Below are 14,402 nucleotides of genomic sequence, written 5' to 3' on the forward strand. Positions count from 1 at the left end.
GTCACGGCGACAACCTGGCGGGACTGCTCACTCGTCGAGCGCGCCCGGCGCGGTCTTGCTCACCTGCATCAAGAACTCGAGGTTGTTCTTGGACTTCTTCAGACGGTCGATCAGCAGATCGATCGCCTGGTGCGAGTCCAGGCCGGACAGCACGCGGCGCAGCTTGTGCAGTACCGCCGCCTCGTCGGGGCTGAGCAGTAGCTCGTCCTTGCGGGTACCGGACGGGTTGACGTCCACCGCGGGGAACACCCTGCGCTCGGCGATCTTGCGATCCAGTTTGAGCTCGGCGTTGCCGGTACCCTTGAACTCCTCGAAGATCACCGTGTCACCGGTGGAACCGGTCTCCACCATGGCGGTGGCGATGATCGTCAGCGAGCCGCCGTTCTCGATGTTGCGTGCCGCGCCGAGGAACCGCTTGGGCGGGTACAGCGCGGTGGAATCCACACCGCCGGAGAGGATTCGGCCCGAGGCGGGCGAGGAGTTGTTGTACGCGCGCCCGAGCCGCGTGATCGAGTCGAGCAGCACGACGACGTCCTTGCCCATCTCCACCAGGCGCTTGGCGCGCTCGATGGCGAGTTCGGCGACCGAGGTGTGGTCCGACGGCGGACGGTCGAAGGTCGAGGCGATGACCTCGCCCTTCACCGAGCGCTGCATGTCGGTGACCTCTTCCGGACGCTCGTCGACCAGCACCACCATCAGGTAGCACTCGGGGTTGTTGGTCGCGATCGCGTTGGCGATGTCCTGCAGGATCGTGGTCTTACCCGCCTTGGGCGGCGACACGATCAGGGCGCGCTGGCCCTTGCCGATCGGCATGATCAGGTCGATCACCCGGGTGGTCAGCTTGTTCGGCTGGGTCTCCAGCCGCAGGCGCTGGTTCGGGTACAGCGGAGTGAGCTTGCCGAACTCGGGACGGCGCTTGGCCGCCTCGACGTCGCCGCCGTTGACCGTGTCCAGCCGCACCAGCGGATCGAACTTCTGGCGCTGGTTGGACTGCTCGCCGTCGCGCGGGGCGCGCACCGCGCCGGTGATCGCGTCGCCGCGGCGCAGGCCGTTCTTGCGGACCAGGTTCATCGACACGTAGACGTCGTTCGGCCCGGCCAGGTAGCCCGACGTGCGGACGAAGGCGTAGTTGTCCAGCACGTCGAGGATGCCTGCGACCGGCTGGAGGACGTCGTCCTCGCGGATCTCCAGCTCGCGCGACTCGCCGCCACCGCCACCGCCGTCACGGTCGCGCCCACGACGACGCTCACGGAAGCGGCGTCCGCGCCGTCCGCGACCGCCCTCTTCGTCGTCACCGCCGCGGCCGCCCGCGCTGCCGTTCTGGCTCTGCTGGCCGCGCTCGCCCTGGCCGCGCTCGCCCTGGCCGCGCTCGCCCTGGCCGCGCTCGCCCTGGCCACGGTCGCCCTGGCCACGGTCGCCCTGACCGCGATCGCTTTGCCGGTCACCCTGGCCGCGGTCGCGGCGACGCTCGCCGCCCTGCTCGGCGTCCTGCTTCTGCTCGTCGGCACGGGTCTCGGCGGGTGCGGACTCGGTGGCGGATCGCGCCTGGTCACGGCCGCGCCGCTGCCGGCCGCGGCCACGCTGGCCGCTCTCCCGGCCGGACTCTTCGGTGGTCTCGGTCGCCGTGGACGGCGCCGCGTCGGCGGCGGGCGCGGCATCGGCGGGGGCCGTCTTCGCCGGGGCGGGAGCCTCGCTGGGCGCGGCGGAGGCCGCGGGCGTCACATCGAGGGTCGCCTGCTCGGCCTTGGCGGGCGCCTGCTGCGCTGCAGCGGCGGTCTTGGCGGTGGCACCGGCCTTCGCGGGCGCGTCGGCCTTGGCGGTTGCCGCGGACTTGGCCTCGCTCTTGGCGGGCTTCTCCACCTTCGCCGCCTTGCCCGCGGCCTGATTTTCCTTGATGGCGGCGATCAGATCGCCCTTGCGCATCCCGGAGGTGCCTCGGATACCGAGCTCCCCCGCGAGCGCGCGCAGTTGCGGCAACAACATTCCAGTCAGCCCCGATCGTGCGACGTCGGTGTGTTCGCTCATCTTCGAAATCTGTCCGGATTCACTTTCGCGCTCGCCCGTCGGGCTCGATTCCACGCCGGGTGTCGCGAGCAGGTCCGTATCTGTCACGGAAATCCTTTCCTTCCCTCGATTGCCGTGTGCTGTTTCGAGGGTTCGTCCCGCAGCCCGGGCATTCTGCCGGACTGGGATGCGTCCGTCCGGGCGCTGTGTGCCGTATCACCTGCCCCGCCGGCCCGGCGGCTTCTCCACCGTTGGTGAAAGGTGGGGAGAGATCATTCCAGTTGCGCAGCTACGCAGCACCCCCATGGCCTGGAGGCTCGAGCCTGGAGCCTGCTGGAGCGATTGCCCTGATGAAGCACCGGCGTCTGATGCGCACGATGTACGGACCTGCCCAGAATAGCTGTCCATTGCGAATCTCGGCAAGACAGACTCGCCGTCAGTCGACCAGGACGCCTTCGGCGATTCCCGGCTCCACCACGCGCAGGCCGTCGGCCGCCGCCAGTTCGCGGAGTTCCGCGGGAAATTCGCTGGTCCCCAGGGCCAAGATGGTCGGTCCCGCCCCGGAGACGGTGGCCGCGAGGCCCGCCGTGCGCAGGCGGGTGATCCAAGCGGTGGTCAACGGTAGCGCGGGAGCACGCTGGGCCTGGTGCAGCCGGTCCGCGGTGGCGGGAAGCAGCAGGTCGGGACGCTGGGTGAGCGCCACGACGGCCAGCGCGGCGCGACTGACGTTGAACGCCGCGTCGCTGTGCGGCACGACGTCGGGCAGCAGGCCGCGGGTGTGCGCGGTGGACGAGCGCTCCTGCGGGATCAGCACCACCGGGCGCAGCGCCGCATGCGCCTCCAGCCGCACCGCGCGGTAGACGCGACCGTGGTATTCCGTGCCGGGGGCCTCGTCGGCCGGGTGATCGGTCTCGGTCCAGGAGACCACGATCCCGCCGAGCACACTGGCCGCCGCGTTGTCCGGATGTCCCTCGAATTCCGCGGCCAGCTGCACCATTCGGTCGGTGGACGTGGCCAGCGCCGGGTCCAGCTTCGCGGCGAGGGCGCACCCGGCGGCCAGTCCGCCGACCACCGCCGATGCCGAGGAGCCGAGTCCGCGGGAATGCGGAATCACGTTGCGGCACACCACATCGAGGCCATCGGCCCACACCCCCGCCGACTCCAGGCCGCGCTCGATCGCGCGGACCACGAGATGCGAAGGGCCCCAAGGCACATCGTCGGCGCCCTCGCCTTCGACCCGGATGGTGAGCCCGGAATCGGTGGTGCGCACCTGGATTTCGTCGTAGATCCCCAATGCCATACCCAGCGAGTCGAACCCGGGACCGAGGTTCGCCGTGGACGCGGGCACCCTCGCGGTCACAGTCAGACCAGCGGGCAGCGTCGCGCTCATGACCTGGCTTTCGCGCGAATTCAACTCAGGCCAGCTCTAATTCGGCGGCCACCGCGACCGGGTCGACGGCGATCGGCTGCACCTGCGGCATGCCCGACAGCGCGGTGTCGGGGTCCTTGAGGCCGTTGCCGGTCACGGTGCACACCACGGTGAGCCCGGCGTCCAGCCAGCCTTCCTTGCGTGCGGCGAGCACGCCGGCGACACTGGCCGCCGACGCGGGCTCGACGAACACGCCCTCGGTGGCGGCGACCAGGCGGTACGCGTCGAGGATCTCCTCGTCGGTGGCGGCGCGGAACGCGCCACCGGACTGCTCCTTGGCCTCGACGGCGCCGTTCCAGGAGGCGGGCGCGCCGATCCGGATCGCGGTGGCGATGGTCTCGGGATCCTTCACCGGGGCGCCGTTGACCAGCGGAGCCGCGCCGGCGGCCTGCACGCCGAGCATGCGCGGCAGCCCGCCGGTGACGCCGTCGGCGTAGTACTCCCGGTAGCCACGCCAGTACGCGGTGATATTGCCCGCGTTGCCGACGGGGAGGGCGTGCACGTCGGGGGCCTTGCCGAGCACGTCGCAGATCTCGAAGGCCGCCGTCTTCTGGCCCTCGATGCGAGCCGGGTTCACCGAGTTGACCAGGCCGATGCTGGGGAAATCGGCGGTGACCTTGCGGGCGAGCTCCAGGCAGTCGTCGAAGTTGCCCTGCACCTGGATGATCTTCGCGCCGAGCATCACGGCCTGGGCCAGCTTGCCCATGGCGATCTTGCCCTGCGGGATCAGCACGGCGCAGCTCATGCCGGCGCGGGTCGCGTACGCCGCGGCGGATGCCGAGGTGTTGCCCGTGGACGCGCACAGCACCGCCTTCTGGCCGCGGTACTTGGCGTCGGTCATCGCCATCGTCATGCCGCGGTCCTTGAACGAGCCGGTCGGGTTCAGGCCCTCGACCTTCAGGTACACCTCGCAGCCGGTGATCTCGGACAGGTGCGGCGCAGGCACCAGCGGCGTTCCGCCCTCGAACAGGGTGACCGGTTCCCAGTCGGCCGCGCCCGCGAGGCGGTCGCGGTAGGCCGCGATCAGGCCGGGCCAGCGTGAGTGCGCTCCGGCCTGAGGCGCGACGCCAGGCGTGTGCCCACCGCTGTCCCGGCCGCCGCCCCTGATGGAGTCGCTACGCGACGCTGTGGTCATTCTTCGGTGCCTTCCAATCTCAGAACGCTGGTCACGGATGTGACGGATTCCATTTCCGCCAGTGCGGCCACGGTGTCCGCGAGCGCCGACTCCACGGCGTGGTGGGTCACCACGACCAGGCGCGCACCCGAGCCGTGCCCTTCTTGACGGACGGTCGAGATGCTCACCCCGTGTGCGGCGAATTCGCCCGCCACCGCAGCCAGGACCCCAGGGCGGTCCTCGACCTGCAGGTTCACGTGATAGCGGGTGGGCGTATCGCCGATCGGCGCGATCGGTAGCTCAGCATAAACCGATTCGCCGGGAGCGCGACCCCCGTAGAACTTGTTCCGCGCCGCCATCACCAGATCGCCGAGCACGGCCGACGCGGTCGGAGCGCCGCCTGCGCCCTGCCCGTAGAACATCAGCCGCCCGGCGTTCTCCGCCTCGACGACCACCGCGTTGAACGCGCCGTTCACCGCGGCCAGCGGGTGCTTGCGCGGGATGAGCGCCGGGTAGACGCGCACCGAGACGCGCTCTTTGCCGCCGTCCTCCGGTCCCGGCTCACCGGGGCCTGCGTCCACGCGCTCGCAGATGGCCAGCAATTTCACCGTGCAGTCGAGCGCCGAGGCGGTCTCCAGGTCCTCCGCGGAGATCCGCGAGATGCCTTCGCGGTAGACGTCGGCGGCGGTGACCCTGGTGTGGAACGCCAGGGAGGCGAGGATCGCGGCCTTGGCGGCGGCGTCGTAACCCTCCACGTCGGCGGTCGGGTCGGCTTCCGCGTAGCCCAGGCGGGTGGCCTCGGCCAGCGTCTGCGAATAGTCCGCGCCGGTCTCGTCCATCGCGGAGAGGATGAAGTTGGTGGTGCCGTTGACGATGCCGACGACCCGGTTCACCCGGTCGCCCGCCAGCGACTGGATCAGCGGGCGCACCACGGGGATCGCGCCCGCGACGGCGGCCTCGAAGTACAGGTCGGCGCGGCTGGCTTCGGCGGCGGCGGCGAGTTCGCCGGTGTAGTCGGCCAGCAGCGCCTTGTTCGCGGTCACCACGGATTTGCCCGCGTTCAGCGCGGCCAGGATCAACCGGCGCGGCGGATCGATGCCGCCGATCACCTCGACCACCAGGTCGACGTCGGGACGGGCGACCAGTGCGTCCGCGTCGGTGGTCAGCAGCTCGGCGGGGATGCCGCGGTCGGTGTCGAGACTGCGCACGGCCACACCGCGCAGCACCACCGGCGCGCCGACGCGGGAACGCAGGTCCTCGGTGTGCTCACGCAGGATGCGCACGACCTCGGTGCCCACATTGCCCATGCCGAGGACCGCGACCCCGATCGGGCGATCGGTCCCCCACACGCCGTTCTTCGCGTTGGCCGTCACGCTTCCACCTCCAGGCTGAGCAGGTCCGCCACCGTCTCCCTGCGCAGGATCAGGCGCGGCTGTCCGTCCCGCACCGCGACGACCGCGGGGCGGGTCAACTGGTTGTACCGGCTGGACATCGAGTAGCAATACGCGCCGGTGGCGGCGACGGCGATCAGGTCGCCGGGGCCGACGTCGGCGGGCATCCAGGTGTCCCGGATGACGATATCGCCGCTCTCGCAATGCTTTCCGACGACGCGCGCGACCACCGGCCCGGCCTGTGACGACCGCGAGACCAGGCGGCAGTCGTAGTCGGCTTGGTACAGCGCGGGCCGGATGTTGTCGCTCATGCCGCCGTCGACGCTCACGTAGCGGCGGCGCAGGCCGCCGTCGAGCGAGACGTCCTTGATGGTGCCGACCTCGTAGAGCGTCACCGTGCCCGGGCCTGCGATGGCGCGGCCTGGCTCGACCGCGATCGTCGGCGTCGGCAGGCCGGCGCGTTCGGCTTCGGCGGCCACCAGTTCGCGCAGGTTCGCCGCGAACTGGTCCAGCGGCGGCGGATCGTCCGACGGCAGGTACGAAATGCCGAGTCCGCCACCGAGATCCAGCGTCGCGATCTGCGCGGTGCGCTCGATGCCGAACTTGTCGATGGCCTCGCGCAGCAGGCCGAGCATGCGCCGCGCGGCGATCTCGAAGCCGTCGATCTCGAAGATCTGCGAACCGATGTGGCTGTGCAGGCCGACCAGGCGCAGGTTGTCGGCGTCGAAGACGCGCGCGAGCGCCTCCATCGCGTCGCCGCCTGCGATCGAGAAGCCGAACTTCTGGTCCTCGTGCGCGGTCGAAATGTATTCGTGGGTATGGGCTTCCACGCCGACGGTGACCCGGACCAGCACGTCCTGCACCACACCGGCGCGGGCGGCGACGGCTTCCAGGCGCTCGATCTCGATGAGCGAGTCGACCACCACGTGGCCGACGCCGGCCGACACCGCGGCTTCCAATTCCTCGACGGACTTGTTGTTGCCGTGCAACGCGATTCGCTCGGCGGGGAAGCCCGCGTGCAACGCGATGGCCAATTCGCCGCCGGAGCAGACGTCCAGCGAGAGGCCCTCGTCTCGGATCCAGCGGGCGACCTCGCCGCACAGGAAGGCCTTGGACGCGTAGTGCACTCGCGCGTTCGCCCCGAACGCGCGGACCATGTCGCGGCAGCGGGAACGGAAGTCGTCCTCGTCCACCACGAACAGCGGCGTGCCGAACCGCTCGGCCAGCTCGTACACGGGCACGCCCGCCAAGTGGACCACGCCCGCGTCGTCCCGGGTGGCGTTGCGCGGCCACACGTTCGCGGGCAGATCGATCATCTGCTTCGGATCGCCGGGACGCTCCGGCAGGTTCGGGGCGTGCGGAATCTCGGCATGCCGTGGACCGGCGGGATGCACGCTCATAGCTGCCCCTCGCTGCGCTCGCTCACTGTCGCTTCCTTCCTCGCTCTGGTCGACCGGCCGGTCACATGCGCTCCGGCGCGCTGACGCCGAGCAGGCCGAGGCCGTTGGCCAGCACCTGTCGCGTGGCGTTGACCAGAGCGAGCCTGGCCGCGTTCGTCGGCGAGACGGGGTCGTCGCCCAGCGGCAGGACGCGCAGGTTCTTGTTGGTCTGGAATCGGTGGTACGCGCCCGCCAGTTCCTCCAGGTAGCGGGCCACCCGATGCGGTTCGCGCAGGCTCGCCGCACTGGACACCACCCGCGGGTACTCACCGAGAGTGCGGATCAGTTCGCCCTCCTCCTCGGCCGACAGCAGCGCGAGGTCGGCGGTGACGGAGTCGTAGTCGAACTGCGCGGCGTTGCGCGCGATGGACGCGGTCCGCGCGTGCGCGTACTGCACGTAGTAGACCGGGTTCTCGTTGCTCTGGCTGGCCCACAGGTTCAGATCGATGTCGATGCTCGAGTTCACCGACGAACGCACCAGCGAATACCGCGCCGCGTCCACGCCGATGGCCTCGACCAGGTCGTCCAGGGTCACCACGGTGCCCGCCCGCTTGCTCATCTTCACCGCGACGCCGTCGCGCAGCAGGTTCACCATCTGCCCGATCAGCACCTCGACCGTGGCCGGGTCGTCGCCGAACGCGGCCGCGGCGGCCTTCAGCCTGCCGATGTAACCGTGGTGGTCGGCGCCGAGCATGTAGATGCACAGGTCGAAGCCGCGCGCCCGCTTGTCCTGGAAATAGGCGATGTCGCCTGCGATGTAGGCGGCTTTGCCGTCGCTCTTGATGACCACCCGGTCCTGGTCGTCACCGTATTCCGAGCTGGCGATCCACCAGGCGCCGTCCTTCTCGTACAGGTCGCCGGAGTTCTTCAGCCGCTCCACGGCCTGCTCGACAGCGCCGGAGGCGAACAGCGAGCTCTCGTTGAAGTAGACGTCGAAGTCGGTGCCGAACTCGTGCAGCGACTCCTTGATGTGCGCGAACATCAGCTCGACGCCCTCGGCCCTGAACAGCTCGAGCCGCTCGGCCTCCGGCTTGCTCAGCGCGCCGGGGTTGGCGGCAACGATCTTGTCGGCGATCTCGCCGATGTAGGCGCCCGCGTAGCCGTTCTCCGGGGTCGGCGCGCCGGTGGCGGCCGCGACCAGCGAGGCGGCGAACCGGTCGATCTGCGCGCCGTGGTCGTTGAAGTAGTACTCGCGCACCACGTCCGCGCCCTGCGCGGCCAGGATGCGGCCGAGCGCGTCGCCGACCGAGGCCCACCGGGTCCCGCCCAGATGCACGGGGCCGGTCGGGTTCGCCGAGACGAACTCGAGGTTGATCCTGGTGCCCTTCAGCGTCTCCGCGGTGCCGTACGCCGCGCCCGCGGCGAGCACCCGCTCGATGATCGCGCCCTGCGCGGAGGCCGCGAGGCGGATGTTCAGGAATCCCGGCCCTGCGACCTCGGCCGCGGCGACGCCGTCGGCCTCGGCCAGCGCGTCGGCCAGCCAGGTGGCCAGGTCACGCGGCTTGGTTCCGGCGCGCTTGGCCACCTGCATCGCGACGTTCGTGGCATAGTCGCCGTGTTCCGGGTTGCGGGGACGCTCCACGGTGACCTCGTCGGGCAGGACCGCGGGGTCCAGTCCGCGTTCGACAAGCACCTTCGCCGCGGTGGAGCGAAGGAGATCTGCAAGGTCAGCTGGAGTCACGAGTCTCTATCCTATGGTCTTGGCGGGTGTACACCTCGGGTGGGCACTGCGCAGCCAGCGGATCCATCCACGTCGAAAGAGCACACTGAGCGATGCCTAGCAGTCCCAGCGCCAAATCGGCCAAGGCCGCCAAGGCCGCGGCGAAGTTGTCGTCTCCCCGCAAGCGGGGTGGACAAGGACAGCTTCCGAAGAAGAATCGCCAGATTCCCTGGTTGGCCATCGGCGCGGCCGTAGTAATCATCGCATTGATCGGCGCGCTGGCTTACAGCCTGGTCCCCAAGTACCGGGAAAAGGCCGACCTGGACAAGTACACGCCGAGCGCGCAGAAGAAGGATCCGTCCGACGGGATCGCGGGCGTGGTGAAGAAGGAATACCCCGCCGGGCTGCACATCGGCTCGAACCAGCGCGTGGCCTACGACCAAGCCCCGCCGTTCGGCGGCCCGCACGACCAGTCGTGGGCGACCTGCACCGGCGTGGTCTACGACAAGCCGATCCGGGTGGAGAACGCGGTGCACTCGCTCGAGCACGGCGCGGTGTGGATCACCTACAACCCCGACAAGGTGGACGCCGACGGCATCGCGACGCTGAAGGCGAAGGTCGAGGGCAAGCCGTACACGCTGATGTCGCCCTACCCCGGCCTCGACTCCGCCGTCTCCTTGCAGTCCTGGGGGCACCAGTTGAAGCTGGACAGCCCCGACGACAAGCGCGTCGGCCAGTTCATCACCGCTCTGCGGCTGAACAACTACACCTACCCCGAGGTCGGCGCGGACTGCTCGACCATCGTGTTCGACACCGACAACCCGCCGCCGTTCGACCCGACGCCGCCCGGCCCCGACGCGGTGCCGATGGACGGCAAGGGCGCGCAGAAGGATCAGACCGAGCTCGGCGGCATGCCTGGGGGTCTGCCGGGTGTGCCCGGCGTGCCCGGTCTTCCTGGGCTTCCCGGTGTGCCCGGCGCTCCGGTGCCGGTGCAGCCCGCGCCCGTGCCGCCCGCGCCCGCCGCGGGGCAGTAGTGTCCGGCGATCGGAAGGGTGCGGAGTCCGCGAGGCGCGAAGCTGTCGGGGCCGGGGAAGCATCCGGAGGGTCCAAGGCTCGCGACAGTGTGTCCGGGGATCGCTCAGGGTCCACAGCATCCAGGGCTCATGAAGTCAGCGGGGCTGAGGATCGGGCAGCCTCCGCAGTGTCCGGGACTCTTGACGCTGGCAAAACCAAGGATCGCGCAACGTCCGGCGCTCCTGACGTCAGCGCGTCCGGGAATCGCGAAACTGCCGGGGCCGGAGATCGCGCGACACCCACTGCGTCCGGTGCTCATGAATTCGGCAAGACCGGCGATCGCGCGGCCTCGAGATCCGGCGATCCAGGAGCCTCCACTGGCTCCGGCGGCGAAGCACCCGCCGGATCAGGCGATCGCGGAGCCGCCGTATCCGCACGGGAAGCGACCGGCGGGTCCGATGACCGCGAAGCCGCGGCGGAGTCCGGCCTCGGCGGGCAGTTCCGCCGCCAGCGCACCGCGCTGCTGACTCTCGGCATCATCGGCGCCATCCTGATCGGGTTCGCGATCGGCGTGCTCGCCCGGATACCGCTGAACGGTTCCGCCGAGCCCGACCCGGGCCCGGTCGACGTCGGCTTCGGCCAGGACATGTCGGCGCATCACGCCCAAGCCGTCGAGATGGCGGGTGTGCTGCTGGTTCGCTCCACCGACACCGAGGTACGGCGCTTGGCCTACGACATCCTCACCACCCAGCAGAGCCAGATCGGGCGCATGCAGGGCTGGCTGCAACTGTGGGGCGAATCCGCGCAGAGCGTCGACGGGTTCATGGGCTGGATGGCCGAGCCGATGGGCGGCCACGACCATTCCGGCGCCGGCATGCCCCACCATTCCGGCCCGGTCTCCACCATGCCCGGCATGGCCACCCCCGCCGAACTCGCCGCGCTGCGCCAGGCCACCAGCCCCAAGCTGGACACGATGTTCCTGCAGCTCATGCTGCGCCACCACCAGGGCGGGCTGTCGATGATCGACTACGCCGCCCAGCACGCCGACACCACCGCGGTGCGCACCCTCGCCGAGACCATGGCCACCACCCAGCGCGGCGAATCCGACCTGATGACCACCATGCTCACCGCCCGCGGCGCGGCCCCTCTCCCATAACCCGAAAACCCGCCGCCGTCTGCGCTTTTTGGCGGACGGCCGCCGATACGATAGGCTGACCCAGCCCGATCGGACCGCCATTCCGGCCCCGACCGAGCCCTATCCCGCCCTCGTAGCTCAGGGGATAGAGCGTCTGCCTCCGGAGCAGAAGGCCGCAGGTTCGAATCCTGCCGAGGGCACCGAGCGAAGGCCCCCGACCAGACCGGTCGGGGGCCTTTCTCGTCTGGAAGCTCAGCGCTGTGGGCAAGAGGTGGCCGAGACGATGGCCCATGGCGATATCCGATCCGGTGACAGATGAGCGGTGCGTCTTCGGGGCGGTTCCATGGCGATGCTGCGAATGCCGTTGTCATAGGAAAAGGGCTCCCTGGACGGGAGCCCTTTTCGGATGGTAGGTGCCGTACGCCGCGCGACGGTTATGGCAGGGGTTCGGTGGGTTTGCCGGTGGAAGTGAGGACGCCCGCGTTGGTGAGGTAGGTGAAGGCGGGGGCCGTGAGGCCGGGCTCGAGGAAGTAGAAGTGGGCCTTGGTGACGGCGCCGTTCTCGGTCGCGTCACAGAGGGCGTGCAGGGCGGTGGGGTCGACGGTGCGGGCGATCAGTTTGCCCGCCTCGTAGTCCATCTCCACCCAGTTCGCGTGGATGGCGGCGCTCATGACGCTGCCGGTGAAGTCCTCCCGGTCGGCGGCGGCGCTGAGGCTGATCTCGAGGCCGTCTTCGAGGTCGGTCGGCGCGTGCTGCCAGCGGCCGAACTCCCACCAGCGCACGAAGCTGACCGGGCCTTCGACGCCGCCGGGCAGCTTCGTCGTCGGTTCCACCGAGCGCACCCAGGCGGGCGCCGCGGCCAGCGGGTCGTAGGAGGTTCCGGCGACCTCGTTGTCCTCGTCTCGCCCGAATAGCAGCGCGCGCTCACCGGGGTATCTGACCAGCGAGTACCAATTGCCCTCGCCGTCGTCGTTGATCAGCCGGCCGCCTTCCACTCTGGCCGTCTGCCCGATCTCCTGTCCGCTCGCGGCCCGATCGGTGTGCGTGGCGCAGGTGATCACGTCCAAGACGGTCACGCGCGCCCACAGCACCTCGGGATGCGGCAACTGAAATCCCATGCCGGGCAACGTATCACCGGCCCCCTACGCCGACAACCGGGCCGGCAATCGACCGGACAACCCATTCGGGCCGCGAAGCCGGGAGCAGCAAACCGCACAGCACACGACACTGGCAGCGGTCGCGCGAATACCGGCAGAACCGGCGAATTCGCGGCAATGGATCGGGCCCGGCTCGCGCGACCTTTCCGCGCGGCCGATCAATCGGCTTCCGGTCCGGATTGTCCGGTATGACGCGGGCGCAGCGCGTACGCCGGGACCAATTGGTCGCGCACTTGCAGGTCCGGACGGCCGTCGGCGAACTGGATGCTGTAGTTCACCCGGCCCATCCAGTCGCCGTCGACGGTGGGCAGCCAGTGCGTCAGGGTTCCCGGACGCTCGCCGCGCATGATGACCCCGGCGCCGTTCACATGGCGCGGCGTCCCCGGATCGCGGACCAGGATCGCGTCCAGCCGCACCCAGACCGGCCGCGGCGGATAGGTCAGCGTCCGGTAGTAGTGGCCGGTTCGGTTCGGGTAGACCAGCTCGGGTTCCGTTCCCTCGGTTCGCGGCGTTTCATCGCTTATCGAACCCATGTTCGAATGTTAGCCGGACATATGCGGCAAGCACCAGGCAAACACAGCCCGAATCGGGCGGCATGACGACGGACACACTGCCGCCACGCCCCCGGATCTAGTATGTTCGTTCTAGAACGATCACACTAGAAGGAGTGCGACATGTCTACGAGATCCGAGGTCGTCAAGGGTTTCTACACCGCGACGCAGACCGGCGACGGACCGGCGATCCTGGCCCTGCTGCATCCGGAGTTCGAGGCGCGAACCGCACCGGGCCTGCCGTGCGGCGCGGGCGGCGTCTTCCACGGTCCGCTGGCGGTGATGGCGCGCGTCTGGGGCGCGGTCGCGCGAGAGTTCGACACCGCACCGTACGACGAGACCTGGCAGGAGACCACCGACGGCACCGTTGTGGTGACGGGGCGCTATCGCGGCGCGGCCCGTGCCACCGGCCGGGAGTACGAAGCCGAATTCGTGCACCTGTGGCAAGTCGACGACGACGGCCGCATCACGCGACTGCACCAGTACACCGACACCGCACGCTGGCATGCCGCCTTGGGTGCCTGAACAGCGCACCGCGATGCCCCCCCTGCCTCCAGGCCGCGCGAACCGCAGGCCATTACGCCGAACCGGGGGACTTGCACTACTCGCGTGGTGCAGGCCGGGCGGACAAGGACACGGACGAGGCGCCGCGTGTCGCGCGCGCTGCGGGCCAGCCCGTTCGCAGGCTGGACACCCGGACCGCTCGCGCGCAACCGTCTTGTTCTCGGCGACATGGCCCGCCTCGTTCCGGCGGATGATCCGGCCCGGTTTGGTTTCCGGCCACCCGGGCACGCCTTTGCCGTAGCGATGCAGGCACCCGGGGGCAGACCGGAGGACGACATGGCTTATCCACCGGGCGGGCAACCGCCGGATGACCAACCACCGCAGCCGCCCCCTGGCTACCCACCGCCCGGACCAGGGCAACCCTTTCCGCCGCCGGGGCAACCTCCCCCTCCGCCCGGACCGGGCTATCCGCCACCCGGCTACCCGCCCTGGGGACCACCGCCGAAGAAGAGCCACACCGGCCTGATCGCGGGCTTGGTGGTCATAGTCGTGCTGGTGATCGCGGGCGCGGTGATCGCCGGATTCTTCTTGACCACTCGAGGCAAAGGCCCGCTCGCCTCGGACGAGAAGAGGATCGAGCTGGCGATCCGCGACTTCTACGAGACCCTGGACACCCGCGGCTTCCGCGCGGCGGCCGAACAGGCGTGCGTCCGCGAACGCGCCGCGTTCGAGGCGATGACCGAAAGCGAGAAGCGGGAATTCGACAGCACCTCGGTGTCGGTCACCATCGATAGGATCGACGACATCGTCGTCACCGGGGACACCGCGACCGCGAAGGTCAGCGGCAAACTCACCGTCGCGGTGCCTGGCGAGCAACCCGATACCGAGACCAGCACGACCGAGCATCTGAAGAAAGAAGACGGCAAGTGGAAGGTCTGCTCCCAGGAGGGGACGCGCTGATCGCCTGCGCCCACGCATGAGTTGCTGCGGCCCCAGCCGCAGGA

Annotated in this window: 12 protein-coding genes and 1 tRNA gene; 5 read left to right on the forward strand and 8 right to left on the reverse strand. The window is 69.8% G+C overall.

Annotation, left to right across the window (positions count from 1 at the left end; genetic code table 11):
- Positions 1-27: 27 nt before the first annotated feature.
- From rho to argS, 6 genes are all read right to left on the reverse strand, one after another.
- Positions 28-2,112 (reverse strand): transcription termination factor Rho, encoded by a 2,085-nt coding sequence (gene rho, locus U3653_RS15585; protein WP_195080602.1) that lies wholly within the window; start codon positions 2,110-2,112, stop codon positions 28-30.
- Between the two features lie 328 nt (positions 2,113-2,440).
- Positions 2,441-3,394, reverse strand: a complete 954-nt coding sequence (gene thrB / locus U3653_RS15590; RefSeq protein ID WP_195080601.1) for a homoserine kinase — start codon at positions 3,392-3,394, stop codon at positions 2,441-2,443.
- A gap of 25 nt (positions 3,395-3,419) precedes the next feature.
- Positions 3,420-4,568 (reverse strand): threonine synthase, encoded by a 1,149-nt coding sequence (gene thrC / locus U3653_RS15595; RefSeq protein WP_323123963.1) that lies wholly within the window; start codon positions 4,566-4,568, stop codon positions 3,420-3,422.
- A complete protein-coding gene (locus U3653_RS15600) occupies positions 4,565-5,920 on the reverse strand; it encodes a homoserine dehydrogenase (RefSeq protein WP_195080600.1) in 1,356 nt (451 codons plus the stop codon). The genes thrC and U3653_RS15600 overlap by 4 nt, the downstream gene beginning before the upstream one ends.
- Positions 5,917-7,338, reverse strand: coding sequence for a diaminopimelate decarboxylase (gene lysA, locus U3653_RS15605; RefSeq protein ID WP_195080599.1), 1,422 nt, complete (start codon positions 7,336-7,338; stop codon positions 5,917-5,919). Before lysA ends, U3653_RS15600 begins: the two co-directional genes overlap by 4 nt.
- Positions 7,339-7,399: 61 nt before the next feature.
- Positions 7,400-9,058 carry an arginine--tRNA ligase gene (gene argS, locus U3653_RS15610; protein WP_195080598.1) on the reverse strand — a complete coding sequence of 553 codons (1,659 nt, stop codon included), beginning with the start codon at positions 9,056-9,058 and terminating at the stop codon, positions 7,400-7,402.
- 92 nt (positions 9,059-9,150) lie between these two features.
- Here argS and U3653_RS15615 point away from each other — a divergent pair, with 92 nt between their 5' ends.
- The 3 genes from U3653_RS15615 to U3653_RS15625 all read left to right on the forward strand — a co-directional run bounded on the left by U3653_RS15615 (position 9,151) and on the right by U3653_RS15625 (position 11,386).
- Entirely contained in the window at positions 9,151-10,071 is a 921-nt protein-coding gene (locus U3653_RS15615) for a thioredoxin-like domain-containing protein (RefSeq protein ID WP_195080597.1), read from the forward strand.
- Positions 10,072-10,571: 500 nt separating this feature from the next.
- Positions 10,572-11,207: a DUF305 domain-containing protein gene (locus U3653_RS15620; protein ID WP_195080649.1), complete on the forward strand. Its 636-nt coding sequence runs from the start codon at positions 10,572-10,574 to the stop codon at positions 11,205-11,207.
- Between the two features lie 106 nt (positions 11,208-11,313).
- Positions 11,314-11,386, forward strand: a tRNA-Arg gene (locus U3653_RS15625).
- 234 nt (positions 11,387-11,620) lie between these two features.
- Here U3653_RS15625 and U3653_RS15630 read toward each other — a convergent pair.
- Together U3653_RS15630 and U3653_RS15635 are read right to left on the reverse strand one after the other, a co-directional pair.
- On the reverse strand, positions 11,621-12,304 hold the full coding sequence (locus tag U3653_RS15630) for a hypothetical protein (protein ID WP_195080596.1): 684 nt from the start codon (positions 12,302-12,304) through the stop codon (positions 11,621-11,623).
- A 197-nt stretch (positions 12,305-12,501) separates the two neighbouring features.
- A complete protein-coding gene (locus U3653_RS15635; protein ID WP_195080595.1) occupies positions 12,502-12,876 on the reverse strand; it encodes a hypothetical protein in 375 nt (124 codons plus the stop codon).
- A gap of 141 nt (positions 12,877-13,017) precedes the next feature.
- Here U3653_RS15635 and U3653_RS15640 point away from each other — a divergent pair, with 141 nt between their 5' ends.
- Positions 13,018-13,419 (forward strand): nuclear transport factor 2 family protein, encoded by a 402-nt coding sequence (locus U3653_RS15640; RefSeq protein ID WP_195080594.1) that lies wholly within the window; start codon positions 13,018-13,020, stop codon positions 13,417-13,419.
- A gap of 315 nt (positions 13,420-13,734) precedes the next feature.
- A complete protein-coding gene (locus U3653_RS15645; protein ID WP_195080593.1) occupies positions 13,735-14,358 on the forward strand; it encodes an Rv0361 family membrane protein in 624 nt (207 codons plus the stop codon).
- Positions 14,359-14,402: the final 44 nt, after the last annotated feature.

Source organism: Nocardia implantans (genome assembly GCF_035544775.1).
Lineage (GTDB): Bacteria > Actinomycetota > Actinomycetes > Mycobacteriales > Mycobacteriaceae > Nocardia > Nocardia implantans.

Bases quoted from the DNA above. Each gene is read 5' to 3' on its own strand.
- U3653_RS15645 (WP_195080593.1), top strand. From the start codon at position 13,735: ATGGCTTATCCACCGGGCGGGCAACCGCCGGATGACCAACCACCGCAG.
- U3653_RS15635 (WP_195080595.1), bottom strand. From the start codon at position 12,876: ATGGGTTCGATAAGCGATGAAACGCCGCGAACCGAGGGAACGGAACCC.
- U3653_RS15640 (WP_195080594.1), top strand. From the start codon at position 13,018: ATGTCTACGAGATCCGAGGTCGTCAAGGGTTTCTACACCGCGACGCAG.
- thrB (WP_195080601.1), bottom strand. From the start codon at position 3,394: ATGAGCGCGACGCTGCCCGCTGGTCTGACTGTGACCGCGAGGGTGCCC.
- thrC (WP_323123963.1), bottom strand. From the start codon at position 4,568: ATGACCACAGCGTCGCGTAGCGACTCCATCAGGGGCGGCGGCCGGGAC.
- lysA (WP_195080599.1), bottom strand. From the start codon at position 7,338: ATGAGCGTGCATCCCGCCGGTCCACGGCATGCCGAGATTCCGCACGCC.
- U3653_RS15615 (WP_195080597.1), top strand. From the start codon at position 9,151: ATGCCTAGCAGTCCCAGCGCCAAATCGGCCAAGGCCGCCAAGGCCGCG.
- U3653_RS15630 (WP_195080596.1), bottom strand. From the start codon at position 12,304: ATGGGATTTCAGTTGCCGCATCCCGAGGTGCTGTGGGCGCGCGTGACC.